The organism is Pseudomonas sp. B21-051 (genome assembly GCF_024748795.1).
GTDB classification, from domain to species: Bacteria; Pseudomonadota; Gammaproteobacteria; order Pseudomonadales; family Pseudomonadaceae; genus Aquipseudomonas; species Aquipseudomonas putida_A.
The window spans coordinates 4,479,346-4,502,880 of the sequence record NZ_CP087166.1 but is presented as its reverse complement, the minus strand read 5'-3'; the positions used below and the strand labels follow the sequence as shown (position 1 = coordinate 4,502,880).

The window sequence follows — 23,535 nt, the reverse complement described above, 5'->3', positions numbered from 1 at the left end:
TGCGCGCTGAGGTGTTATATGAGTCATCCCATCACCGCCCTGGTCATCATGGGCGTTGCCGGTTGCGGCAAGACGTGCGTCAGCGAGGCCCTGTGCCAATTGAGCGGCGCCACTGCCATTGAAGGCGATACTTTTCATCCGGCCGCCAACATCGAAAAGATGAGCGCGGGGATCCCCCTGAACGACGACGACCGTGCCGGCTGGCTCGACAGCCTGTGCGATGAACTGCGTCGCGTCGATGCATCGGGTAAACGCCCGGTGCTGACCTGCTCGGCCCTTAAACACAGTTATCGCGAAGTGCTGCGCAGTGCCTTGCCGGGCCTGGGCTTCGTGTTTCTTGAGCTGACCCCTGAAGTGGCTGCCGACCGCGTTTCCCATCGCCCGGGCCACTTCATGCCGGCGACGTTGATCGAAAGCCAGTTCGCCACCCTCGAATCGCCGGTCGGCGAGCCGTTGACCCTGGCGCTGAATGCTTCGATCCACAGCGTTGAAGAGCTGGCTGCCCAGGCGCACGTCTGGTGGCAAGCCCACGGTCTGAAACAGGCGGTATGAGTGTGTTGAAAGAGCTAGCGCTGTCCTCACGAATTCTGTTTAACCCGCTTTAATAACAACAACAAGCCAGGAGACACCCCCAATGTTTGGCATGTCCCACGACGCCTACCTGCTGCTCGATGCAGTGGTCACGGTAATCGGCCTGATTATCCTGATCACCAAATTCAAGATTCACCCCTTTATCTCGCTGACCATCGCGGCCGCGTTCCTCGGCCTGACGTCCGGCATGCCGATCGGCACCATCATCAAGGCCTTCCAGGACGGCTTCGGTGGCGTGCTCGGTTTCGTCGGCATCATCCTCGCGCTGGGCACCATGCTCGGCAAAATGATGGCCGAATCCGGTGGTGCCGATCAGATCGCGCAGACCCTGATCCGCGCCTTCGGCAAGGACAAAGTGCAGTGGGCGATGATGTTCGCCGCGTTCCTGGTCGGTATCCCGCTGTTCTTCGAAATCGGCTTCGTGCTGCTGATTCCGCTGGTGTTCATCGTTGCCCGCCGCACCGGTGTGTCGATCATCAAGATCGGTATCCCGCTGCTCGCCGGCCTGTCCGCAGTACACGGTCTGGTGCCGCCGCACCCGGGCCCGCTGCTGGCGATCGGGGTGTTCGGCGCCGACATTGGCAAGACCATCCTCTACGGTCTGATCGTTGCGCTGCCGACGGCAATCATCGCCGGTCCGATCTTCGGTACCTTCATCGCCAAGCACATTCCCGGCACGCCGAATCAGGAGCTGGTCGATCAACTGGCCCGTGAAAGCGACGACTCAACCAAATTGCCGAGCTTCAGCATTACCCTGATCACCGTGCTGCTGCCGGTGTTCCTGATGCTGCTGAAAACCTTCGCTGACGTGGCACTGCCGGACGGTCACTTCTTCCGCACCTGGATGGACATGATCGGTCACCCGATCTCGGCACTGCTGCTGGCCTTGCTGCTGTCGCTGTACACCTTCGGTCACAAGCAGGGCATCGGTTCGCAGCAGATGCTCAAGTGGCTGGACGCGAGCCTGGCGCCAACCGCCGCGATCATCCTGATCATCGGTGCCGGTGGTGGCTTCAAGCAGATGCTGGTGACCAGCGGCGTGGGCGACGTGATCGGCCACATGGCGGTCAGCGCGCAGATCTCGCCGATCCTGCTGGCGTGGCTGGTGGCGGCGGTGATTCGTATCGCTACCGGTTCGGCCACCGTGGCGACCATCACTGGCGCCGGCATCGTGGTGCCGGTGGTGGGGATGATTCCGGGCGTCAACCGTGAGCTGCTGGTGCTGGCCACCGGTGCCGGGTCGTTGATCCTGTCCCATGTGAACGACGCCGGTTTCTGGCTGGTGAAGCAGTACTTCAACATGACCGTGGCCGAGACCTTCAAGACCTGGACCGCGATGGAAACCATCCTGTCGGTGGTGGGCCTGGGCTTTATCCTGCTGTTGTCGCTGTTCGTGTAAGCGGCGCTTTGCAGACACAAAAAAACCGCAGCGATGCGGTTTTTTTGTGGGTCAGGCGAAAGTGCTAACCCTGTAGGAGCTGCCGAAGGCTGCGATCTTTTGATTTTAAAGATCAAGATCAAAAGATCGCAGCCTGCGGCAGCTCCTACAGGGGGATGTGTCAGCCGGCGGTTTTCGGGGCCAGGCCATCCGCCCGGAACATCCCGCGAATCCCGCGCACCGCCTGACGAATCCGGTCCAGGTTTTCAATCAGCGCGAAGCGCACGTGATCATCGCCATACTCACCAAAGCCCACCCCCGGCGAGACGCAGACCTTGGCCTCAGCCAGCAGCTTCTTGGCAAATTCCAGCGAACCCAGATGCGCGTACGCCTCGGGAATCTTCGCCCAGACATACATTGAAGCCTTCGGATTCTCGACCATCCAGCCCAGCTCATGCAGGCCTTTGACCAGCACGTTGCGGCGCTGGCGGTACTGCTCGGCGATGTCGCGCACGCACTGTTGGTCGCCTTCCAGCGCGGCAATCGCCGCCACTTGCAACGGGGTGAAGGTGCCGTAGTCGTGGTAGCTCTTGATCCGTGCCAGGGCGTTGACCAGCTCCGGGTTGCCGACCATGAAACCGATGCGCCAGCCCGCCATGTTGTAGCTCTTGGACAGGGTGAAAAACTCCACCGCGATGTCCTTGGCGCCGGGCACCTGCATGATCGACGGGGCCTTCCAGCCGTCGTAGACGATGTCGGCGTAAGCCAGGTCGTGCACCACCAGCACGTCGTACTGCTTGGCGAGGGCGATCACCCGTTCGAAGAAATCCAGCTCCACGCACTGTGCGGTGGGGTTGGACGGGAAGCCGAGGATCATCATTTTCGGTTTCGGGATCGAACCGCGAATCGCCCGCTCCAGTTCATCGAAGAAGTCCACACCGGGCACCAGCGGCACCGAACGCACCTGCGCACCGGCAATCACCGCGCCGTAGATGTGAATCGGGTAGCTCGGGTTCGGCACCAGCACCGTGTCGCCCTGATCCAGGGTCGCCAGCATCAAATGCGCCAGGCCTTCCTTGGAACCGATGGTGACAATGGCTTCGCTTTCCGGATCGATATCGACCGCGTAGCGTTCCTTGTACCAGTTGGAAATCGCCCGGCGCAGACGCGGAATGCCCTTGGACGTGGAGTAACCGTGGGTGTCTTCGCGCTGGGCGACCTGGACGAGTTTTTCGACAATGTGCGGCGGCGTGGCCCCGTCGGGGTTGCCCATGCTCAAGTCGATGATGTCTTCACCACGACGCCGCGCGGCCATCTTCAGCTCGGCGGTGATGTTGAAAACGTAAGGGGGGAGTCGATCAATGCGCGCAAAGCGGCGCGGCGAACCTTGTTCAGCCATTGTTGCCTCGGATAACGTAAGCGCCCGGAACCGTCCGAGCGACGCTGGTCACTGCGGTGACCTGTGGCGGAAGATAAGGGCAGCGATGGCGGACTGTCCAGCGTGCACGACAATAATTTTTTCCAAGGAAATGCTTAATGGAATTCACCAGCGGCTTCTTGCTGAGCCTTTCGCTGTGCCTGGACATCGGCGTAGCCAACATCGCAATGATCACCCTGGCGATGCAGCGCGGTTACTTTCAGGGCTTCGCGCTAGGCCTCGGCACCTGCGTCGGTGACCTGATCTACGCTGTGCTGGCGCTGGCCGGAATGACCGTGCTGCTGCAATACGAAACCGTGCGCTGGGTGTTGTGGATCGGCGGGTCGGCGCTGCTGATCTACTTTGCGGCGAAGATGATCTACTCGGCGATTCACCACGAAGCGCAGCTGGCGGCGACGGCGGAGGTGGGGCAGAACTCGCATCGCAAGGAGTTCTTCCGCGGGATTTTCCTCGCCATGTCTTCGCCAAGCGCGATCCTCTGGTTCGCCGCGGTTGGCGGTACCCTGATCGCCCGCTCCGGTGGCAGCGGCCCGCTGAGTTCGGCGCTGTTCCTCGGCGGTTTTCTCTGCGCCGGTCTGCTGTGGTCGGCCGGCCTGTGCTTTGCCGCGAGCCACGGCGGCAAGTTGCTCGGCGACAGGCTTCTGCGCTACTCCTACATGGCATCGGCGGCGATCTTCTGCTATTTCGCGGTTTACGTGATCGTATCCGGTTATAACGAGTTCGTTGGCTCCGGGGCCGCCGACCAGTTGCACGCCTTGTAACATTGCGAATCGGGTTTGGCTTCTATACTCAGCAGCCGAACCCCTACTTTTGTGCCAGGAGTCGAGTCATGGATGAGCAAAAACGCGTCGAAGTGGCTGAACCTCGCTTCGAACATGGACACTTCCTGCTGATCGCAGGATTTCGTGGTCGATTTACCCAGGACACTGCCAAGGACATCCCCGCGCTGTGGGAAAAGTTCTTGCCACACCTGGGCAAGATTCAGGGACAAAAAAACGAAGTGACCTACGGCGTCTGCAGCAATTTCGACGGCAAGGGTGGCTTTGATTACATCGCCGGGGTGGAAATCAGCAAGCTCGATGACCTGGACCAGAAGATCTACCAGTGGGTTGAAGTGCTGCCCCGGCAGTACGCGGTGTTCGAGCACAAGGGCCCGCTCGATCAGTTGCCGCAGACCCTGCAATACATCTACAAGACCTGGCTGCCGACCTCACACTATGTGGAACTGAATGCTCCGGAGCTGGAGCGCTACAGCGCCGATTTCAATCCACGACTGCACACCGGCAAACTGGAAATCTGCGTGCCGGTCGACAGCAAAGCCTGAGCCCATGACGATGAGGCGGATCACTGATCCGCCTCATGCTGCTCAACCGCGTTTACCCTTGCCCAGCCGTCGCGCCCGCAACAGGTCGATGCCCAAGGTGATAAAGCCGAACGTACTGATGCCCAATACCATCAACAAGCCGATTTCAACGCTGCTCATAAGCGGTTTCCCCCAAGGGTGATCAGAGATACCCCTGAGAAATAGCCCGCCCCGAACCCGAAGAAAAGCGCTTATACGCAAGCTTTACGCCCCCCGCGCAGATCGATATGCCCGCCTTATTCCTTTATGCTTTCGGCACTTTCTTCTGCTGATTTCCGAGCTGCCATGAACACCGTCATCCGCAACGTCACCGCCGCCGATCTGGATCGCTGCTACGCCATCGAAACCGTTGCCTACGAAGGCGATGAAGCCGCCACTCGCGAGAAGATCGCCACGCGCATTGCCACCTGGCCCGAGGGTTTCATCGTCGCCGAGGTGGACGGTGTGGTCGCCGGGTTCATCAACTCGGGCGCGGCGTTTGACGTGCAGATGTCCGACGAGGCCTTCAAGGAACTGATCGGCCACGACCCGCAAGGGCCGAATGTGGTGATCATGTCAGTGGTGGTGCACCCGGACTATCAGGGGCAGGGCCTGGCCAAGCGCTTGATGGCCGAATTCATCGAGCGCATGCGCGGGCTGGATAAAGCGACGATTCACCTGATGTGCAAAGAGAAGCACATTGCGTTGTATGCCGGTTTCGGCTTTGCCTATATCAAGCCGTCAGAGTCAGACCATGGCGGGATGGCCTGGCACGAGATGATCCTCACCCTCTAAGCCAACACCATTCAAAACTGTAGGAGCTGCCGAAGGCTGCGATCTTTTGATCTTGCAGTTAAGAAGATCAAGATCAAAAGATCGCAGCCTGCGGCAGCTCCTACAAGGGGAGCACGTACTTTTTTCGGTCGTGGGCAGGCCGAAACATCGTCGTGCATCTCTCGATGATTTTAGAAAAACAGCCCCATGCGCCGCTCGTAACCGATTCGGCCCTTGTACGCTTCGCCGCTGTCGACGAAACCGTATCTGGCGTACAGCGCGATGGCGGCATCGTTATCGGCGTCCACCGACAGTTCCAGTCCCTTGATCTCCGGCCATGCTTCACGCGCCACGGCGGGCAACGCTTGCAGGCAGGCCTTGCCGTACCCTTTGCCCTGCGCGCGGTGATCGACCTGCAAGGCATGCAGGGTGGCGCTGTGTTCATCGGCCCAGGCCGGCAGCACGGGCGGGCGCTTGAGCAGCAGGAACGCCACCGGCACCTGGTCGGCCAGCAGGGCAAAGCCTTTGACGCCGGGACCAGGTTTGGACAGCAGCGTGTGCAGCGCGCCATGGATGTCGCCGGAGAACTTGATCTGCTCGGGATGGATTTCAATCGCCTCGACTTGTTGACGCTGCAAGGCGTTCAGGCGGTCGTACGGCACGAGTTGGGCTGACACGGGAATTTCCTTTTTCCTACAAAGATGAGCCTCGGATTCTAGCGATTTTGTGTTCTGCGGAAATTTTTTGTTTCGTCTGTCGATCTGCCTGTTTGCCGAACGACTAAGGGTGTCTTCACAACAAAAACACGGAGAACACCATGAGCGCACAGACTGAAATCCAGACCCTGATCAACACCTACCGCGACGCGGTAATGACCAAGAACGTCGACAAGGTCATGACGTTGTACACCGACGACATCGTCTCCTTCGATGCGATCAAGGCCCTGCAATTCAAGGGCAAAGCGGCCTACCGTGCACATTGGGAAGCCTGCATGGAAATGTGTTCCGGCCCGCACGTTTTCGAGTTTCACGAGATCGCCATCGAGACCGCCGACAACCTCGCCTTCGCCCATTGGGTGACGCATTGCGGCGGCACCAACGACAAGGGCGAAACCCAGAGTTGCTGGATGCGCGCTACCGCGTGCTATCGGCAGGTCGGCGGGACGTGGAAAATCGCCCACGAGCATTGGTCGGCGCCGTTCGATCCGATGAGCGGCAGCACGCTGTTCGATGTGCAGCCCTGATCTTCAGCCATAGTTGATCCGTTCGAATCAGGAGAAAACCATGAAGTATTTATGCCTGGTCTACAGCGATGAGCGCCTGCTGCACACCTCGCCCGACAGCCCGGAAGACGCCGAGTGCTGGGCCTATGCCGAGTCGATTCAGGGCAGCGGGCGGATGGTCGCGGCCGAAGCGCTGGAGTCGGTGCAGACCGCGACCACCGTGCGTATGCGCAACGGCAAGCTGTCGATCACCGATGGCCCGTTCGCTGAAACCAAGGAGCAACTGGCCGGGTTTTACCTGATCGATGCCAAGGATCTCAACGAAGCGATTCAGGTCGCCGGCCACATTCCGGCGGCTCGGGTCGGCAGCGTCGAAGTGCGTCCGGTGCGGCAGTTGAATGTCTGAAGTCCGGGCGCGGGTCGAGCAGGTCTATCGCGAAGACTCGCGGCGGATTCTGGCGACGCTGATTCGTCTGCTGGGGGATTTCGACCTCGCCGAAGAAGCCTTGCACGAGGCGTTCTTCGTCGCGGTCGAGCGCTGGCAGCGCGATGGCGTGCCGGACAATCCGCGCACCTGGCTGGTGTCCACCGGGCGCTTCAAGGCCATTGATGTGTTGCGCCGCCGCGCCCGCTTCAAGGCCTCGCAGCCGCTGTTGCTGGCGCAGCTCGAAGAACTGGAACAGGCCGACTGGAGTGGCGAAGACGTGGAAGACGACCGCCTGCGGCTGATCTTCACCTGCTGTCACCCGGCGCTGGCGGCGGATGCGCAGGTGCCGCTGACCCTGCGTGAAGTCTGCGACCTGACCACCGAGGAAATCGCCCGCGCGTTTCTCTCGGCGCCGGCGGCGATTGCCCAGCGCATCGTCCGCGCCAAGGCGAAGATCCGCGACGCAAAAATCCCCTATCAAGTGCCGAGCCTGAGCGAACTGCCCGAGCGCCTCGACAGCGTGTTGCGGGTGATTTATCTGGTGTTCAACGAAGGTTATTCGGCGTCGATGGGCGCCGAGCTGACCCGCGAAGATCTGACTCGCGAAGCGATTCGGCTGGGGCGGCTGCTGATGGAATTGCTGCCGGAGCCGGAGGTCATGGGCCTGCTGGCGTTGATGTTGTTGCATGAGTCGCGGCGGCCGGCGCGCACGTCACCCAGCGGAGAGTTGATCCTGCTGGATGATCAGGATCGCTCGCGCTGGGATGCCGGGTTGATCGCCGAAGGTTGTGCGCTGGTGGAGCGGGCGCTGACCACCCGAAGGTTCGGGCCGTATTGCCTGCAAGCGGCGATTGCCGCGGTGCATGCAGAAGCGCCGTCAGCGGCAGAAACCGATTGGCAGCAGATCGTCGGGCTGTATGACGTGCTGTTGCGCGCAGTGCCGTCGCCGGTGATCGAGTTGAACCGCGCAGTGGCAGTGGCCAAACGCGATGGCGCGCTGGCCGGGCTGACGCTGATCGAGGGGATTCTGGATCGCGGCGAGTTGCAGGATTACCACCTGGCGCATTCGGCGCGGGCGGAGTTTTGTCGGCAGTTGGGTCGGGTGGAGCAGGCGCGGGCGGCGTATCGGCGAGCACTGGAACTGACCCGGCAAGAGCCGGAGCGGCGATTTATCGAGGGGCGGCTGAGCGAGCTGGATTGAGCTGAACTTTTCGCGGGCACTGCCGACTTCTTCGCGAGCAGGCTCGCTCCCACCTTTGGAATGCATTTCTCTGTGGGAGCGAGCCTGCTCGCGAATGGTGGCGCCGCTATTCCAGCATCTTGCTCAACAACCAGCTCCCCGCCGGCCCCGGCGGATACAGCCGCGACCACAAGGCATCGACAAACACCGGTTTCGGCCAGCCGCGCACGTTCAGCTCCACCAGCAAATCATTGCCATAACGCTGTGCCAGCCAACGCGGCAGCGGCGCCCAGCCAAAACCCTTTTCGGCCATCTCCAACAACATCAGATAACTCGGCGCCGACCACACGCGACCTTTGCCACGGCTGTCATACGGATTGACGATGGTTGCCAGACGCAATTCACGGTGCTGTTCCAGGATGTGTTGATCGATGTGATCGAGCCTGGCCAGCGCATGGTCGCGATTGACGAACAAGGCGATTTCCGTGCGCTCGGCAACTGTTGACGTCACCAGATCCGGCGGATAGTTCTCTTGCATCTCAGCGAAGGCCAAGTGCGCGCGACCACGTTGGACCAATTCGATCAAGTCATCGCATTCGGCAATCAGACATTCCAGTTCCAGATCCGGATAACGCTGCTCAAACCCGACCAGTGCCGCTTCAAAACGGTACGACTGATAGGTATCGGAAATCGCCACGGTCAGCTTCGGCTCGACGCCTTGGGCCAGTTGTCGGGCGCTCATTTCCATACGACTGGTGGCCGCCAGAATCGCCTCGGCCCGTTGCAGCATCACATGCCCGGCCGGGGTCAGGGTCGGTTTACGGCTGCTGCGGTCGAACAGAATCAGGTCCAGATCGATTTCCAGGCTGGCCACTGCGGCACTGATGGTCGACTGACTGCGCCCCAGCTTGCGCGCCGCTGCCGAAAACGAACCCTGAGTGGCCGCCTGAACAAACGCCAACAACACTTCTTGCGAAGCCATGAACTATCGCCTTGATCGATGGTTATTGGTTATGAAGTATCGGTGTGAGGGCAGATCATGGCAACCATCTTCACTCAAGGAGTCAGGCCATGACTGCCAACAAATCCATCACTGAACGTATCTTCCAGGCCATCGGTTTCGAGTTTCTGGCGATCCTGATCTGTACCCCGTTACTGGCGTGGATCATGAACAAACCGCTGCTGGACATGGGCGCGGTGACCGTGCTGATCGCTCTGCTGGCGCTGGCGTGGAACGTGCTGTTCAACGGCTTTTTCGACCGCATGCTCAAACGCCTGCACGTCGCGCACAACGCCTGGACCCGGGTGGTTCATGCGCTGCTGTTCGAGGGTGGATTGATCGTGATGGGCGTGCCGCTGATTGCCTGGTGGTTGTCGGTCAGCCTGTGGCAGGCGTTCTTGCTGGACATTGGTGTGCTGCTGTTTTTCCTGCCTTACACCTACGTGTATCACTGGGGGTATGACGTTGTGCGGGAGCGGTTTGTGCAGCGCAGCGCCTGCCATAGCTAACCCGAACCCCTGTAGGAGCTGCCGAAGGCTGCGATCTTTTGACTTTGATTTTTTAAAAGCAAGATCAAAAGATCGCAGCCTGCGGCAGCTCCTACAGGGACAGTGTTTGAAGTTAGAGGAACATTCCTCCCGACGCTTCAACCCGCTGCCCGTTGATCCATTGCGCACCCGGCGCCAGCAGCATCGACAGCGCACCTCCAATGTCATCCGGTTGCCCGGCGCGACCCAGTGCGGTATTGCTCGCGACCATCGCGTTCAACGCCGCGTTGTCGCGCACCGCGCCGCCGCCAAAATCGGTCTCGATGGCGCCCGGCGCGAGAATATTCACGCCGATCTGCCGCGCACCCAGCTCCTTGGCCTGATAGCGGGTCAGCACTTCCATCGCGCCTTTCATCGCCGCGTAGGCGGCATAACCCGGCAGGCTGAAGCGGGTCAGGCCGCTGGAGATGTTGATGATGCGCCCGCCGTCATTGATCAGCGGCAGCAGTTGCTGAGTCAGGAAGAACGGCCCTTTGAGCTGGATATTCATCAGCAGGTCGAACTGTTCCGGGGTGGTCTCGGCGAACGCCGCGTGCACACCGATCCCGGCGTTGTTGATCAGGAAGTCGAAGCGCGGACGCTGCAGTTGCTGCAGCGCTTGCTCAACCCGTGTGGCGAACTCGGCAAAGATTTCACTGCGGCCCACATCCAGTTGCAGCATCACGGCTTTGGCGCCGCGTTGTTCCAGTTCAGCCACCAGCGCCTGGGCTTCATCGGCGCGGCTGTTGTAGGTGCCGATGATGTCCACGCCTTCGGCGGCGAGGTGCAGCGCGGCGTTCTTGCCCAAGCCACGGCTGGCGCCGGTGATCAATGCGATTTTGCGGCTCATGTGAAATCCTCGATTGCGGTGAGTGGTGATGAGCAAAGTTTATTTATCCGCCACGGGGTGATAAACAGACTGAAACCGGAATCACTGATCGACTCCGCCGAACAATCAACGGGTGTCCTGATGAACAAACTGGAACTGCTGCGCACCTTCGCCCGGGTCAGCGAACTGTCGAGTTTCACCCTGGCCGGCGAGAGTCTCGGGCTGCCGCGTTCGACCGTGTCCGAGCATGTGCAAGCGCTGGAAACCTTGCTCGGCACGCGCCTGCTGCAACGCACCACGCGCAAGGTGCAGGCGACTCAGGACGGCCTGGTGCTGTACGAACGCAGCAAGGATCTGCTGTCGCACATGGACGAGATCGAGGGGCTGTTTCGGCAGGATCCGGCCTCGCTGAGCGGGCGGATTCGTGTCGACATGCCGAACATCCTCGCGCGGCGCCTGATCATGCCGCTGCTGCCGGAGTTCATGGCGCGGCACCCGAATCTGGAACTGGAAATCAGCAGCACCGACCGCCGCGTCGATCTGCTCAGCGAAGGTTTCGATTGCGTGGTACGCATCGGCGCGCAGCCGGATCAGTCGGTGGTGGCGCGGCACTTGGGCGACTTCCCGATGATCAACTGCGCCAGCCCGGCGTACCTTGAGCGCTACGGCGTGCCGCAGACGCTGGAGGATCTGGCGCAGCATCGGCTGGTGCACTACGTCGGCGTGCTCGGTTCACGCTCGGAAGGGTTTGTGTATGAACAGGACGGACAGGTGCGGCGCCTGCCGATGGCTGGCAGCGTCACGGTCAACAGCACCGATGCTTACGAGTCGGCGTGCCTGGGTGGCTTTGGTCTGATCCAGGTGCCGCGCACCGGCATGCAGCCGCACCTCGAAACTGGCGAACTGGTGACTGTGCTGCCGCAGTTCACCGCGCCGGCGATGGCGATTTCAATCCTGTATGCACGGCAACGGCATTTGCCGCTGCGGGTGCGGGTGTTCATGGAGTGGTTGGGCGATGTCATCCGCTCGACGCTCTGACCGACTCTCCCTGTAGGAGCTGCGGCACGCTGCGATCTTTTGATCTTGTTTTTTAAAGCAAAATCAAGAGATCGCAGCCTTCGGCAGCTCCTACAGGGGATTTGTGGGGATCAGAAGATTTGGGTGAACAGCCAGTACAGGCTACCCGACAGCAGAATCGCCGCCGGCAAGGTCAGCACCCACGCCATCAGCAGATTGCGGATGGTCTTCATCTGTAAGCCACCGCCATTGGCGACCATGGTCCCGGCGACACCCGATGACAGCACGTGGGTGGTCGATACCGGCAAACCGAACATGTCCGCCGCGCCGATGGTCAGCATCGCCACGGTTTCCGCCGAGGCGCCCTGGGCATAGGTCAGGTGGGTCTTGCCGATTTTTTCACCGACCGTCACCACAATTCGTTTCCAGCCAACCATGGTGCCGAGGCCCAGAGCGATGGCCACGGCGATCTTCACCCACAGCGGGATAAAGCGTGTGGCGTTGTCGATCTGCTGCTTGAACAGTTGCAGTTTGTCAGTGGTGTCGGCGTCGAAATTGCCGACCTTGTTCTTGTCCATCAGGCGAATGCTTTCGCTGGCCAGGTACATGTCGTTACGCACGTTGCCCATGGCCTCGGCCGGGACTTTCGACAGCGAGCCATAGCCTTTCACCTCTTCGCCAATATGCCCGGTGAGAGCGGCGAGGGCGGGGATCAGTTGCGGCGTGGCTTGCTTGCTGCGCACGTAATCGGACAGTACCGGACGCGGATCCACCGGGGCTGGCAGCGGGGTGTTTTTCACCAGCGCTTGCTGGGTGACTTCGGCGACGGCAGCGAACTGCAGCGCCTGATCGGCGGGCATGGTGCGGTTCAACGCGTAAGCCATCGGCAAGGTGCCAACCAGAATCAGCATGATCAGGCCCATGCCTTTCTGCCCGTCGTTGGAGCCGTGGGCGAAAGACACGCCGGTGCAGGTGGCGATCAGCAAACCGCGAATCCACCACGGTGGCGGGTTGTTGCCTTCCGGTGCCTTGTACAGCGCGCGATTCTTGATGAAGGCGCGCATGGCCAGCAGCAACAGCGCCGCGCAGCCGAAGCCCACCAGCGGCGACAGCAGCAGGGCGTAACCGATCTTGGTCGCCTGTGCCCAGTCCACGCCGCTGGTACCGTCGCGCCCGTGCATCAAGGCATTGGCGACGCCGACGCCGATGATCGAGCCGATCAGGGTGTGGGATGAGGAGGCCGGCAGGCCCAACCACCAGGTACCGAGGTTCCACAGAATCGCCGCGATCAACAGGGCAAAGATCATCGCGAACCCGGCGGACGAACCGACCTGCAGAATCAGCTCCACCGGCAGCAGGGCGATGATGCCGAACGCCACGGCGCCGCTGGACAGCAGCACCCCGAGGAAATTGAAGAACCCCGACCAGACCACCGCCACATTCGGCGGCAGCGAGTGGGTGTAGATCACCGTCGCGACCGCGTTGGCGGTGTCGTGGAAACCGTTGACGAACTCAAAGCCCAGCGCAATCAGCAGCGCTACGCCGAGCAGCAGGAACGGGGTCCAGGTGGTGACGGTGGTGCCCAGCTCATGCATGTCGTGCATCAGGCTGTAAGCGGTGAACAGCATCCCCATCGCGAGCACCGCGAAGAACACCACGTAAGTGAACGGCCCGGTTTTTTTATCAAGTGCCGGCCGGCCGCCGTGGGCGGACGTGGGGCGGGCGGCGGTCAGGGAGGGAGTAGCCATGAGCGGACAATCCTGAGCGAGGGAAGGAGTGTCGGTCATGATCGTTGCTAAATATTACAGAGAGACTGCGGCAGGTCAGTGTTTGGCTGAATAACCAGACCACCGATCTGAAGGTCAATGAGGTCCCCTGTGGGAGCGAGCCTGCTCGCGAAGACGGCGTGTCAGTCACCATCATTGTTGAATGACAGATCGCTTTCGCGAGCAGGCTCGCTCCCACAGGGGAACTGTGCTGGACATCAGGTTCGGGGGTCAATAATCCCCACGCTTGCGAAACGCCCATCGCCCGGCAATCACGGTAAACGTCGCCACCAGCGCCACCAATATCCAGAACCCTTCCGGATCCGTCGCCAGCGGCACACCCCCCACGTTCATCCCGAAGAAACCCGCGATGATGTTGATCGGCAGCGCCAGCACCGTCACCACGGTCAGGGTGAACAGTGTGCGGTTGCTCTGTTCGTTGAGGTTGGCGGCGATTTCTTCCTGGAGCAGTTTGATCCGCTCGCCGAGGGCGGTGAGGTCGTTGATGATCAGCGCGAACTCCTCGGTGGATTTGCGCAGCTCCTTGACGTCCTCCTTCTGCAGCCACGGCGGCGGCCGGTTGAGCAGGCGCAGCAGTGAACCCGGCTCCAGCGCCAACAGCCGTTGCAGGCGCACCAGCACCCGGCGATTGGCGCCGAGTTCGGCGCGGTTGGTCGACAGGCGTGAGGAGAGCAATTCGTCCTCGACCTGATCGACGCTCATGCTGGTCTTGCGCACGATCTGCGTCAGCACTTCGCCCTGATCACGCAACAAGTGCACCAGCAGTTCCGACGGTGAGCGAAAGCATTCGCCGGCCTTCACCGACGAACGCAACTTGTCCACCGAGTGCAGCGGTTGCAGGCGTGCGCTGACGATCAGTTTGCTGCGCACACAGACCCACAGCGTCGACACGTCCGAGGAAACCATGCTGCTGAGGTTGAACACCACGTCGTTGACCACTGCCAGCAACGCCGAGTCCACGTGCTCGATGCGCGTCGAGCGCGAACCTTCGTGCAGCGCCTCGAAAAACTCTTCGGGCAATTGCAGATGGCTTTTCATCCAGCGCTCGCACGCGGCGTGCGCCAGGTTCAGGTGCAGCCAGAGGAATTCATCAGTGTCGCTGTCGTCTTGCAGACAACGCAGGGCGGTTGCCGAATCGACTTCGCGGCCACGTTCACCGGGACGAAAACGGAAGCCGTAAAGCAGACCGAACAAATCAGGATCGCGATGACTGAGATCAAGGCTGTGGTTCATGGAGGCTCGCTGCGAGGAGGGGACGCCGGTCGCGGAATGGCAGGTTCACTGAGCCGCATCATCGCAACCGCAGATGACACTTGTGTGACGACAAAGTGACGCCAGATCAATGTCTTACCGGCGGTCGGATTTTCTTCAAGAAGCGCTCTGGTACGCCGATCACGCTTGGGTTACGTTGCGCGCGCTTGGCCATGAGCCAAGGCTCGCCGACACGGATGTCCGGCAAAATTCCACGCCTTACCGGGCGTGCCTCATCCCTGTCCTGAGTATCTCGCGATGCTGCAAAAATCCTTGAGAGCACAAATTCTCGCCCTGCTGGGCGGCAGCCTGCTGGCGATGCTGTTGATCGCACTGGCCTGCTTTCATTTCCTGTCCAACGGCGTGCAGAACTACAGCCAGTTGATCGCCGGCCCGTTGCACACCTCGCAACTGATCGACGAGGCCAACCTGCAATTCAAAGTGCAGGTGCAGGAGTGGAAAAACGTCTTGCTGCGCGGCAAGCAACCGGCGGACCTGGCCAAGTACTGGAGCCAGTTCGAAGATCGTCAGCGCGATGTGCAGAACATTCTCGGTGAATTGGCCGGGCAGAAAGGCCTTGAGCCGGCGCTGAAATCCCGCATCGAACGCTTGCGTGATGAGCACCGCCAACTCGGCAGCGCTTACCAGAAGGGCCGCGATGCCTACGTCGCTGCGGGTGCCGATCCAACGGCTGGCGACAGCGCCGTCAAAGGCGTGGATCGCGCCACCAGCGATCAGATGAGCGAACTGGTCGCCGAGCTGCGCAAGCAGGGCACCGAACAGTCGGCGCAAATCAGCGCCAGTGCTGACAGCACCGTGCTGCTGGGGATTCTGGTGATGCTCGGCTCGGGTCTGCTGATCGGTTTGCTGAGCCTGTGGCTGGTCAACCGCAACCTGATCGAGCCGATCCGCAAGCTGATCGACTACGTCACCCAGTTGAGCCGTGGGCGCCTCGCCGAACGCGTCGCCAACGACCGTCAGGACGAGTTGGGCAACCTTGCCGCCGCGGCCAATACCCTGCGTGATTTCCTCGCCGAAACCTTCACTCATCTGCAACGCAGCGCCAGTGATCTGGACAGCGCCAGCGGCGAACTGAATGCGATCGCCACGACCATGGCCGGCGGCACCAACGAGCAGTTCAACCGCACCGATCAGGTGGCCACGGCGATGAACGAAATGTCTGCCACTGCCCAGGAAGTCGCCCGTCACGCGGCGGATGCGGCGCGCGCTGCCGACGATGCCGACCAGTCTGCCCAGCAGGGTGAAAAGGTCATGCAGGGCACCATCCACACCATCACTAAGATGCGTGGCGAAATCGCCAACACCGCTGACGTGATTCGTCGTCTGGAAAGCGACAGCGGCCGCATCGGCAAGGTGCTGGAAGTGATTCGCGGCATCGCCGAGCAGACCAACCTGCTGGCGCTTAACGCGGCGATTGAAGCGGCGCGTGCTGGTGAAGCCGGACGCGGTTTTGCGGTGGTCGCCGACGAGGTGCGCAATCTGGCGCAGCGTACGGCGGAGTCGATCATCGAGATCAACCAGATCATTCAAAACGTGCAGACCGGCGCCGTGGACGCGGCGCAAGCGATCGAAAGCGGTCAAGCGCGCAGTGACGAAAGTGTCGAGCAAGTGACCCAGGCCGGCGCCATGCTTGAGCGCATCACCCACGCGGTGGAGGCGATCCGCGACATGAACCGCCAGATCGCCACCGCCGCCGAAGAGCAGACCTCGGTGGCCGAAGACATCTCGCGCAACCTGACCGAAATCACCTCGATCGCCAGCACCAACCTCAACAGCGTGCAGCGCACCGAAAGCGCCAGCCAGAACCTGCATGGCCTGTCCGGGCAACTCAACGAAGTCACCGCGCGCCTGAGCGCCTGACGTCAGCTGACGTGTACCGGTTCGGTTACCGAGTCGGTACACAGTCGATCTCAAATCCGTGCGAGTGCCGCCGATGGCCGGTTATCTAAAACCGGCATTGGAGCCATCCCATGGTCAGCATCACCTCCGTTTCGATCAATCAGACCGTCAGCACCGCCACCAGCAAGACCAGGATCAGCGACGCGAGTGACGACACCTCGACCCCTGCAACCAGCAGCGCGGGCGTCAGCGCCGATACCAGCAAAGTGGCGGCCGGTGGGGGCGCGGCTCCGGCAGGCGACAGCAGTTCCGACAGCAGCGGGGAATCGGATTCGGTAAAAGAACTGCGCAAGCAGATCGCCGAGCTGCAAAAGCAATTGCAGGAACAGCAGCAAGCGCTGCAAGCGGCCCAGGCCAAGCAGGAAGACGCTGATGCCAAAGCGGCTGACGTGGCCTCTGCCGAGTCGCAGATCTCCAGCACCTCGGCTTCTTTGCAGACGGCCACGGCGGCGTTGTTGCAGGCGTTGCAGGAGTCGGGCGGTAGCACCTCGGGCTCGCTGGTCAGCACTTCGGCCTGATCACCAAAAAACACTGAAGGTCCAAGGTGGGAGCGAGCCTGCTCGCGAAGGTGCAGTGCCAGTCGCCTCAGATGTGGCAGACAGACCGCTTTCGCGAGCAGGCTCGCTCCCACAGGGAGCTGTGGTGGATTTGAGTTTGTGGTGTTTCAGAGGGTTGGCAGGCTGAAGGTGAACAATGTGCCGCTCTGTGCGGTGGACGCCACATGCAAATGCCCGCCATGGGACTGGGCGATCTGGCTGGCGATATACAGCCCCAGACCGAGCCCGGCCTGGGGCGCGCTGCCGGTCGGGCGCGAGTAAGGCTGGAACAGGTGCGGCAGGATCGCCTCGGGAATATGCCCCTGATTCTTCACCCCCAGCATCAACGCGCCGTGCTCGACTTGCGCGATGACCTCAATGTCACCCGCCGGGTCGCCATGGGCCACGGCATTGGCCAGCAGGTTCGACAGCAGTTGAGCGATCCGCGCCCGGTCGCAGGACACACCCTGCAAGTCACCGATGGACGCATGAATCGTGCGCTGCGGATGCACGTTGCGAATCTCCGTCACCACTTGCTGCACGGCTTCGGTCAATTCCGCGCAGGGCTGGATATCCACTGGAATGCCCTTGCCCAAGCGCCCGCGAGCGAAGTCGAGCACATCATCCACCAACCGCGTTGCCCTTTGCGCACTGCCAAGGATATTGCGTAACCGCACCTCGATGGCCGGATCCGGATGCTTGCGCAGAAGCATTTCGGCGCCGGCGCTGATGGCGAACAACGGGTTGCGCAAGTCGTGGCCGAGCACGGCAATGAATTGTTCGCGCAACTCGGCGGTTTCGCGCTCCTGCAACAACGCGGTTTCGGTGCGCTGCGCGTTTTCCTCGGCTTCGATCTGCAACGCGAGCATCCGCGCGAACGACTCCATGGTGCTCTGGATGCTGCTGGACTTTAGCTCCGCCGGGTTCGGATCGAGCGCGCAGATCGTGCCGAAAAACCGTCCGTCAGTGCGGAACACCGGCACCGAGATATAGCTCTCGAACTTGTACAGGCGCGGGGTGTGATGGTCGCGGTAGAGCGGGTCTTCGCTGGCCTTGTCGATCACCACCGAGGTGTGTGCAGCACGGATTTCGTGGCACAGCGTGGTGACCAGATCCAGCTCGCCACCGACCTGCAGGCCGAAATCCAGCTGATCGAGGACGGCGCAGGCTGTCCACGAATCTTCGGTCACCCGCGCTACGGCGGCAAAGCGCAGGCCGGTCAGTTCGCGGATCACCTGAAGGATCGCCGGAACCGCGCTGATCCGTCCGATTGTCGCGATGTCTGCTGCCGCTGTCTGCCCCATGCCCATCGCTCTCGGCTGCAATCGTTTATCTGATGGTCGCCATACTAGCGGTCTGATGGCGGTTTTGGCATCCCTTCAGGCAATATCCACGTGATTCGGCGGGCAACGGACGCAAAAAAGCCGCACGATCGCTGATCGTGCGGCTTTGCGTTGGCGGTGTATCAGGTGTCTTGCTTGTTGCTCAGCACTTTGCCGGTGGTGGCATCGAAGTCGACGTCGAACTCTTTGCCGTCGGCGGTTTTCAGCTCGACTTCGTACTCGTAACCGTTGAAGTGGTTATCCAGGTCGGTGTCGGTGATGGTTGCGCCGGGGTGCAGTTTCAGTGCCTCGGCGTTCATCGACTCCAGCGACTTGATCTTGCCTTCCTTCACCAGTTGCGGGATCTGGTCGACACGCACATCGGCTTGGGCCAGGCCAGCAGTCAGGGTCAGGGCAGCAGCGGTAAACAGGGCAGTCAAAGTTTTCATCGGGTCATTCCTTGGGTTGTTCGTTGAAGTGGGCTCAGGTTAACCACCGCAACTTAATTCACCCTTAAAACCCCACATCGCGTGCAGCGCTCTTGTGGGAGCGAGCCTGCTCGCGATGCGGACAACCCGGACTGCAGATCAGAACCCGTTGTTCTTCAACACCTGATCCACACTGGCACTGGCCGGACGCTTGTAGAACTTCAGCAGCTCACTGGCGCGGTTGGTGAAGATGCCATCAACGCCAGACGCCATGACTTTCTCGAAATCCACCGGCTCATCGACGGTGTAGACGTGTACCAGCATGCCCTGATCGTGGGTGTACTGGTTCATCCACGGTTGCACCAGATCCGAGTAGCTCTGGTCGCCGCCCTTGGTCAGCCTGGCCGAAGGACCGGTGCCGATGGCACCCTGCGACTTGGCGAAATCCACCCATTGCTTGAATTCGGCTTCGGACTTCGGCTCCTGCTTGCCGTAGAACACGTTCTTGTCCTTCTCGCCGGATTCGGCAAAGGTCACCTTCGATTTCGGCTCGATGCTGCCTTCGCCGACCCACAGCAACAGGATCTTCGGCACTTGCGGCATTTCCTTCTGCAGCAGTTCGAGGCTGTTCTTCTCGAAGGTCTGCAGGATCACCTTGCCTTTGCCCTGGCCGACGCCCAGCTCGCTCTTGGCCAGCTTCGAACCGGCCGGACTCAGCCAGCCGCGATCCTGCAGCTTCTCTTTGAGGTCATGCTCGATGCCGGGGAACAGTTGCGGCTCTTTGGTTTCGATGTACAGGCCCGGCTTGTGTTTCGGATTGGCCTGGGCGATGTCGATGATTTCATCGAGGGTGAGGATTTTCAGCCCGGCGTAGGATGGACGCGCGCGATCCGGGTAAGCCTTGTTGTACCAGCTGCCGGCGTCGAGGGTTTTCAGTTCGGCCATGGTGAAGGCGGTGGCCGGGCTGTCTTTACGCTCCGGGAACTTGGTCGCGACATCGGTGGTGCGTTGCAGGTTGTTGTCGTGCAGGGCGAACAGCACGCCGTCCTTGCTGCGCTGCAAATCCATTTCCAGGTAGTCGGCGCCGAGGTCGCGGGCCAGTTTGTAGGAAGCGGCGGTGGACTCCGGTGCATCGAAAGACGCGCCACGGTGAGCGATCACGGCTGGATGCGGGATGCCATGGGCGGCGGCAAGCGCATTGACGTCAGTCTGGGCGGCGTGGGCCTGGCCGAGACCGAGCATCAGGCTCAGCATGAGGGCGCTTCTGGTGAAAGTGGCGGGCATGTTCGAGTTCCTTTCGCAGGGCATTTTCAAAGACGTACCTTTTAACAACTGAATCGATTGGGTGCTATCGCCAGACCGACATAAACGTATTAAAAGCGATTTTTCCTGCACTTTTGTGGCGCGGTTTGCAGTACGCTTGCCCTCGGCAGACGCCCCGGCAGAGGGCGCGCCGATTCTGTTGCCCTGCGTGTAAACCATCGATGATTTTTCGTGAGGTTTACCATGCGCATCACTTCCCAACTCATCTGTCAGGCCGCCGATGACCTCAAGGGTTTTGTCGGCCTCAATCGCAAGACCGGCCAGTACATCGTGCGTTTCAGCGAAGATTCGTTCGGCATGGACGTGGCCGATGACGGCATCATTCCTGTGAATGAATTCGTCTGGGCGCCGGCAACGCCGCAGACCATGACGCTTAAACGCGAGCTGATTCAGTTGCTGCTGGACCAGAACATCGATGAGCGGATCAACATCACCGAGCCGTTGCGGGTGTACATGAGCAAGGTTGAGGTGCCAGAGATTGTGGCGGTGCGCAGTCTGGTGAAGGGCTGAAGTTTTGTAGTCGCTGTGCCGGCCTCTTCGCGGGCAGGCTCGCTCCCACATTGGATCTGTGGCGTTCACAAGTTCCTGTGGGAGCTGGCTTGCCAGCGATGAGGCCAGTGAGAACACCACCCAACTCACTGGCCAAACAGGTATTCGCGCTCCACCCGACACACCCGGGTCTGAAGCTTCGAATACCACTGCGCCCGTCCGCGCGCCTGAATCACCCGGTGCTCGGGATGCTCGCGCCAGGCCAGAATCGCCGCTTCGCTCTGCCAGTAGGAAATGGTGATCCCGACCCCGTCTTCCCCACGAATCGAATCAATGCCGAGAAATCCCGGTTGCTCGCTGACCAGCTCCATCATGCGCTCGGAGGCTGCGGCATAACCGTTGTCACCCTCGGTGCGGGTCGAGGTGAAAATCACCGCAAAGCAAGGCTCGTTCGGCTTCATGGATGTTGCTTCGCACACGCTTCGACAAACGCCCGCACCAGGGGCGGGATCTGGCCCTTGAGCGCCGCACGTTCCGGCTGGAACAGCGTCGCGATAAAAAACACATGGTCAGTCAATTCGATTGCGCGCAAGTCGCCCGCCGAATCGTGCCCCACGGCGTTTAGCCGATGGGTCAACAACTCGCGTTCGAACTGAGGATTCACACCGAACCGGCAGCGATAGCCTTCATGAATTTCCGACGTTTCATACGCTTTTGCGATCAACGAGCCGGCGACCAGCTGAATGCTGTCCACCGCTTCAACCAGTGAACAGGTCAGCGGTGTGAGCACCGCTCGCGGTGAATCCGGTGATGTTTCGCCATGCTCGGCATCGGCCCAGCCCAGCACATTGCGGGAAAACTCCAGCAGCGCATGCTGAAAACCACCGCAGGTGCCGAGGAAAGGGCGCTGTTGTTCGCGGGCAAAACGGATGGCCCTGATCGCACCGGCTTCGCTTTTGTAGGGGCTGGCCGGGACGCACCAGAAGCCGTCAAAGTGATCCAGCGCAGTGTCGGCGTGGATCTGCTCCGTAGGCAGCCATTCGAATTGCACATTGTGGCCGGACTGCTCGGCGATCATTCCGAGGGCAACGGGGATCGCCTGGTGAGCGGTGACTTGCGGGTCGTGATCGCCGATCAGGGCGATGGAAATGGCGTCCATGGGATTTCCTTGATTTGAGTGAGTGATGAACCTCTGGGGGAGGGTGTGCAGTTGTCGATCACCGGGGCTCACTATAGATTGGCGTTCACGCACTCAATATTGGCGTTTCCCCAAGTGATCAATGCAGCGACGCACTATCGACTCGACTACCCGGATCTGGCGCTGATCCTCGCGTTGGTGCGGGGCGGCTCTCTGGCCCGGGCGTCGCAGCTGCTCAGGGTAGATGTGTCGACGGTGTTTCGCGCAGTGCGGCGGCTGGAGTCGGCGCTCGGTCAGCAGTTATTCGAAAAGAGCCGCGCCGGTTACCTGCCAACCACCCTCGCGCAGACCTTGGCCGAGCAGGCCGAACGCGCCGAGCAGGCACTGGAAGCGGCGCGGATCGGTGTCGAGCAGGGCGGTGAAGTGGTCAGCGGCACGGTGCGCCTGACGTGCACCGATTCGGTGCTGCAAGGGCTGTTGTTGCCGGCGCTGGCGCAGTTCATGCCGAACTACCCGGCGCTGACCCTCGAACTGAGCACCTCCAACGATTTCGCCAACCTCAGCCGCCGCGATGCTGACATCGCCCTGCGCCTGACGCGTACACCGCCGGAGCATCTGGTCGGACGGCAACTGGCGAAGATTTCCTACCGGGTCTGCGCCAGTGCGCGTTATCTGCAGAATGTTGATGCGACGGATCTGGCGGCGCTGACCTGGATCGCCCCGGACGAGTTTCTGCCGGATCATCCGACCGTCGCCTGGCGTCGCCAGCAGTTGCCCGGCGTGACCCCGGCTTATCGCTGCAACAGTATGCTCTCGGTGACGGAACTGGTGCGTGGCGGACTCGGGGTGGCGGCGTTGCCGGACTTTCTGATCACTGAAGGTTTGCAGGCCCTCAGCGAACCGTTGCACGGCTACGATACCGCGCTGTGGTTGCTGACCCGCCCGGATTGCCGGGCATTGCGCTCGGTGGTCACGCTGTTCGATGAGCTTGGGCGGGCGCTGCGGTTGCCGTGATCAACGTTGCGGGTTCTGGCAGATGTGCGCATGCAGTTCGCGGGTCAGGCCTTCGATGCGTTCGGTCAGGCTCTTGGTCATTTCGGTGAGACGGGTGTTCTGTTCCAGCAGTTCGAGCAATTGCGCGGTGGTCTGCGCGGCCTGCGCCTGGCGCTCGCTGTTGGCCACCGCCAGCGCTTCACGGTGTTGCGCGTCGGCGTCCGATTGCGCCTTGTCCCGCGCGGCTTGCCGGGTTTGTGCCAGCAGGATCAGCGGTGCGGCATAAGCCGATTGCAGGCTGAACGCGAGGTTCAACAAGATGAACGGGTACACGTCGAAAGTGGTGATGCCTGTCGTATTGAGGCACACCCACAACAGCACGATCAGGGTTTGTGCGCCAAGAAAGGTCGGCGTGCCGAAGAACCGCGCGAAGGCCTCGGCCCGCAAGGCGAACGTGTCGTTGCCGAAGGTGGTGTTGAGGTGGGCGTGGGGGCGGTGGAAGCGCAGGTGGTCGACAGGGGCGGGCGCGGGGACGTCGGGTTTTTCTGTGGTCATGATGGACTCGGCAGGACTTGGGACTGAAGGTCACTATAGTCCTGCATCGAGGCTTATGGCCCTTTCGC

General features: G+C 61.1%; 26 protein-coding genes and 1 pseudogene. 15 read left to right on the top strand and 12 right to left on the bottom strand.

Annotated elements, in window-relative coordinates; translation table 11 throughout:
- The first annotated feature begins 18 nt into the window (after nucleotides 1-18).
- Together LOY52_RS20230 and LOY52_RS20225 are read left to right on the top strand one after the other, a co-directional pair.
- Nucleotides 19-552: a gluconokinase gene (locus LOY52_RS20230; protein WP_027612589.1), complete on the top strand. Its 534-nt coding sequence runs from the start codon at nucleotides 19-21 to the stop codon at nucleotides 550-552.
- An 82-nt stretch (nucleotides 553-634) separates the two neighbouring features.
- Nucleotides 635-1,990: a GntP family permease gene (locus LOY52_RS20225; RefSeq protein ID WP_097085886.1), complete on the top strand. Its 1,356-nt coding sequence runs from the start codon at nucleotides 635-637 to the stop codon at nucleotides 1,988-1,990.
- Between the two features lie 160 nt (nucleotides 1,991-2,150).
- Here the strand turns inward: LOY52_RS20225 and alaC are convergent, their stop codons facing one another.
- On the bottom strand, nucleotides 2,151-3,368 hold the full coding sequence (gene alaC, locus LOY52_RS20220) for an alanine transaminase (RefSeq protein WP_258675752.1): 1,218 nt from the start codon (nucleotides 3,366-3,368) through the stop codon (nucleotides 2,151-2,153).
- 137 nt (nucleotides 3,369-3,505) lie between these two features.
- On the opposite strand from alaC, the gene LOY52_RS20215 reads away from it, so the two are divergent.
- The 3 genes from LOY52_RS20215 (at nucleotide 3,506) to LOY52_RS20205 (ending at nucleotide 5,544) form a co-directional block, all read left to right on the top strand.
- Nucleotides 3,506-4,168: a LysE family translocator gene (locus LOY52_RS20215; protein ID WP_258675751.1), complete on the top strand. Its 663-nt coding sequence runs from the start codon at nucleotides 3,506-3,508 to the stop codon at nucleotides 4,166-4,168.
- 68 nt (nucleotides 4,169-4,236) lie between these two features.
- Nucleotides 4,237-4,731: a GyrI-like domain-containing protein gene (locus LOY52_RS20210; protein WP_258675749.1), complete on the top strand. Its 495-nt coding sequence runs from the start codon at nucleotides 4,237-4,239 to the stop codon at nucleotides 4,729-4,731.
- 324 nt (nucleotides 4,732-5,055) lie between these two features.
- Nucleotides 5,056-5,544, top strand: a complete 489-nt coding sequence (locus LOY52_RS20205) for a GNAT family N-acetyltransferase (RefSeq protein ID WP_225136057.1) — start codon at nucleotides 5,056-5,058, stop codon at nucleotides 5,542-5,544.
- Nucleotides 5,545-5,714: 170 nt separating this feature from the next.
- Here LOY52_RS20205 and LOY52_RS20200 read toward each other — a convergent pair whose 3' ends face one another.
- On the bottom strand, nucleotides 5,715-6,200 hold the full coding sequence (locus tag LOY52_RS20200) for an N-acetyltransferase (RefSeq protein ID WP_258675748.1): 486 nt from the start codon (nucleotides 6,198-6,200) through the stop codon (nucleotides 5,715-5,717).
- Between the two features lie 140 nt (nucleotides 6,201-6,340).
- On the opposite strand from LOY52_RS20200, the gene LOY52_RS20195 reads away from it, so the two are divergent.
- The 3 genes from LOY52_RS20195 to LOY52_RS20185 are packed head-to-tail and all read left to right on the top strand — an operon-like array spanning nucleotide 6,341 to nucleotide 8,373.
- On the top strand, nucleotides 6,341-6,766 hold the full coding sequence (locus tag LOY52_RS20195; RefSeq protein ID WP_027612596.1) for a nuclear transport factor 2 family protein: 426 nt from the start codon (nucleotides 6,341-6,343) through the stop codon (nucleotides 6,764-6,766).
- Nucleotides 6,767-6,806: 40 nt separating this feature from the next.
- Nucleotides 6,807-7,151: a YciI family protein gene (locus tag LOY52_RS20190; RefSeq protein WP_003227360.1), complete on the top strand. Its 345-nt coding sequence runs from the start codon at nucleotides 6,807-6,809 to the stop codon at nucleotides 7,149-7,151.
- Nucleotides 7,144-8,373 (top strand): RNA polymerase sigma factor, encoded by a 1,230-nt coding sequence (locus tag LOY52_RS20185; protein ID WP_097085875.1) that lies wholly within the window; start codon nucleotides 7,144-7,146, stop codon nucleotides 8,371-8,373. Before LOY52_RS20190 ends, LOY52_RS20185 begins: the two co-directional genes overlap by 8 nt.
- Before the next feature lie 106 nt (nucleotides 8,374-8,479).
- Here the strand turns inward: LOY52_RS20185 and LOY52_RS20180 are convergent, their stop codons facing one another.
- The gene (locus LOY52_RS20180; protein WP_258675747.1) at nucleotides 8,480-9,334 is read right to left on the bottom strand and encodes a LysR family transcriptional regulator; all 855 of its coding nucleotides are present in this window, start codon (nucleotides 9,332-9,334) and stop codon (nucleotides 8,480-8,482) included.
- Between the two features lie 89 nt (nucleotides 9,335-9,423).
- Here LOY52_RS20180 and LOY52_RS20175 point away from each other — a divergent pair, with 89 nt between their 5' ends.
- On the top strand, nucleotides 9,424-9,861 hold the full coding sequence (locus LOY52_RS20175; protein ID WP_258675746.1) for a multidrug/biocide efflux PACE transporter: 438 nt from the start codon (nucleotides 9,424-9,426) through the stop codon (nucleotides 9,859-9,861).
- Nucleotides 9,862-9,973: 112 nt separating this feature from the next.
- Here the strand turns inward: LOY52_RS20175 and LOY52_RS20170 are convergent, their stop codons facing one another.
- Nucleotides 9,974-10,729 carry an SDR family NAD(P)-dependent oxidoreductase gene (locus LOY52_RS20170; RefSeq protein WP_258675745.1) on the bottom strand — a complete coding sequence of 252 codons (756 nt, stop codon included), beginning with the start codon at nucleotides 10,727-10,729 and terminating at the stop codon, nucleotides 9,974-9,976.
- A gap of 120 nt (nucleotides 10,730-10,849) precedes the next feature.
- On the opposite strand from LOY52_RS20170, the gene LOY52_RS20165 reads away from it, so the two are divergent.
- Entirely contained in the window at nucleotides 10,850-11,746 is an 897-nt protein-coding gene (locus LOY52_RS20165) for a LysR family transcriptional regulator (protein ID WP_258675744.1), read from the top strand.
- Between the two features lie 110 nt (nucleotides 11,747-11,856).
- On the opposite strand, the gene LOY52_RS20160 is transcribed toward LOY52_RS20165, so the two are convergent.
- Nucleotides 11,857-13,473 carry an inorganic phosphate transporter gene (locus tag LOY52_RS20160; RefSeq protein WP_225136048.1) on the bottom strand — a complete coding sequence of 539 codons (1,617 nt, stop codon included), beginning with the start codon at nucleotides 13,471-13,473 and terminating at the stop codon, nucleotides 11,857-11,859.
- A 249-nt stretch (nucleotides 13,474-13,722) separates the two neighbouring features.
- Entirely contained in the window at nucleotides 13,723-14,745 is a 1,023-nt protein-coding gene (locus tag LOY52_RS20155) for a transporter (RefSeq protein ID WP_007963136.1), read from the bottom strand.
- 276 nt (nucleotides 14,746-15,021) lie between these two features.
- On the opposite strand from LOY52_RS20155, the pseudogene LOY52_RS27510 reads away from it, so the two are divergent.
- The 3 genes and pseudogenes from LOY52_RS27510 to LOY52_RS20145 form a co-directional block, all read left to right on the top strand.
- A pseudogene (locus LOY52_RS27510) lies at nucleotides 15,022-15,711 on the top strand (methyl-accepting chemotaxis protein); the annotation flags it as partial.
- A gap of 165 nt (nucleotides 15,712-15,876) precedes the next feature.
- Nucleotides 15,877-16,644 carry a methyl-accepting chemotaxis protein gene (locus LOY52_RS27505; RefSeq protein WP_408980445.1) on the top strand — a complete coding sequence of 256 codons (768 nt, stop codon included), beginning with the start codon at nucleotides 15,877-15,879 and terminating at the stop codon, nucleotides 16,642-16,644.
- 110 nt (nucleotides 16,645-16,754) lie between these two features.
- Nucleotides 16,755-17,201 carry a hypothetical protein gene (locus LOY52_RS20145; RefSeq protein WP_115989070.1) on the top strand — a complete coding sequence of 149 codons (447 nt, stop codon included), beginning with the start codon at nucleotides 16,755-16,757 and terminating at the stop codon, nucleotides 17,199-17,201.
- Between the two features lie 146 nt (nucleotides 17,202-17,347).
- On the opposite strand, the gene LOY52_RS20140 is transcribed toward LOY52_RS20145, so the two are convergent.
- From LOY52_RS20140 to LOY52_RS20130, 3 genes are all read right to left on the bottom strand, one after another.
- Entirely contained in the window at nucleotides 17,348-18,523 is a 1,176-nt protein-coding gene (locus LOY52_RS20140) for a GAF domain-containing sensor histidine kinase (RefSeq protein ID WP_258675742.1), read from the bottom strand.
- A 161-nt stretch (nucleotides 18,524-18,684) separates the two neighbouring features.
- Entirely contained in the window at nucleotides 18,685-18,990 is a 306-nt protein-coding gene (locus tag LOY52_RS20135) for a PepSY domain-containing protein (protein WP_007963131.1), read from the bottom strand.
- A 138-nt stretch (nucleotides 18,991-19,128) separates the two neighbouring features.
- Nucleotides 19,129-20,253, bottom strand: coding sequence for a glycerophosphodiester phosphodiesterase (locus LOY52_RS20130; protein ID WP_258675741.1), 1,125 nt, complete (start codon nucleotides 20,251-20,253; stop codon nucleotides 19,129-19,131).
- Nucleotides 20,254-20,475: 222 nt separating this feature from the next.
- Here LOY52_RS20130 and LOY52_RS20125 point away from each other — a divergent pair, with 222 nt between their 5' ends.
- Complete coding sequence (locus LOY52_RS20125; protein WP_258675740.1) at nucleotides 20,476-20,802, top strand: DUF2025 family protein; 327 nt, start codon at nucleotides 20,476-20,478, stop codon at nucleotides 20,800-20,802.
- A gap of 125 nt (nucleotides 20,803-20,927) precedes the next feature.
- On the opposite strand, the gene LOY52_RS20120 is transcribed toward LOY52_RS20125, so the two are convergent.
- Both LOY52_RS20120 and LOY52_RS20115 read right to left on the bottom strand, forming a co-directional pair.
- Nucleotides 20,928-21,242: an antibiotic biosynthesis monooxygenase gene (locus LOY52_RS20120; protein ID WP_258675739.1), complete on the bottom strand. Its 315-nt coding sequence runs from the start codon at nucleotides 21,240-21,242 to the stop codon at nucleotides 20,928-20,930.
- Nucleotides 21,239-21,940, bottom strand: a complete 702-nt coding sequence (locus LOY52_RS20115) for a CTP synthase (RefSeq protein WP_258675738.1) — start codon at nucleotides 21,938-21,940, stop codon at nucleotides 21,239-21,241. Before LOY52_RS20115 ends, LOY52_RS20120 begins: the two co-directional genes overlap by 4 nt.
- A gap of 51 nt (nucleotides 21,941-21,991) precedes the next feature.
- Between LOY52_RS20115 and LOY52_RS20110 the strand changes: the two genes are divergently transcribed.
- The gene (locus LOY52_RS20110; RefSeq protein WP_258679949.1) at nucleotides 21,992-22,933 is read left to right on the top strand and encodes a LysR family transcriptional regulator; all 942 of its coding nucleotides are present in this window, start codon (nucleotides 21,992-21,994) and stop codon (nucleotides 22,931-22,933) included.
- On the opposite strand, the gene LOY52_RS20105 is transcribed toward LOY52_RS20110, so the two are convergent.
- Complete coding sequence (locus LOY52_RS20105; protein WP_258675736.1) at nucleotides 22,934-23,467, bottom strand: DUF1003 domain-containing protein; 534 nt, start codon at nucleotides 23,465-23,467, stop codon at nucleotides 22,934-22,936.
- Nucleotides 23,468-23,535 lie beyond the last annotated feature (68 nt).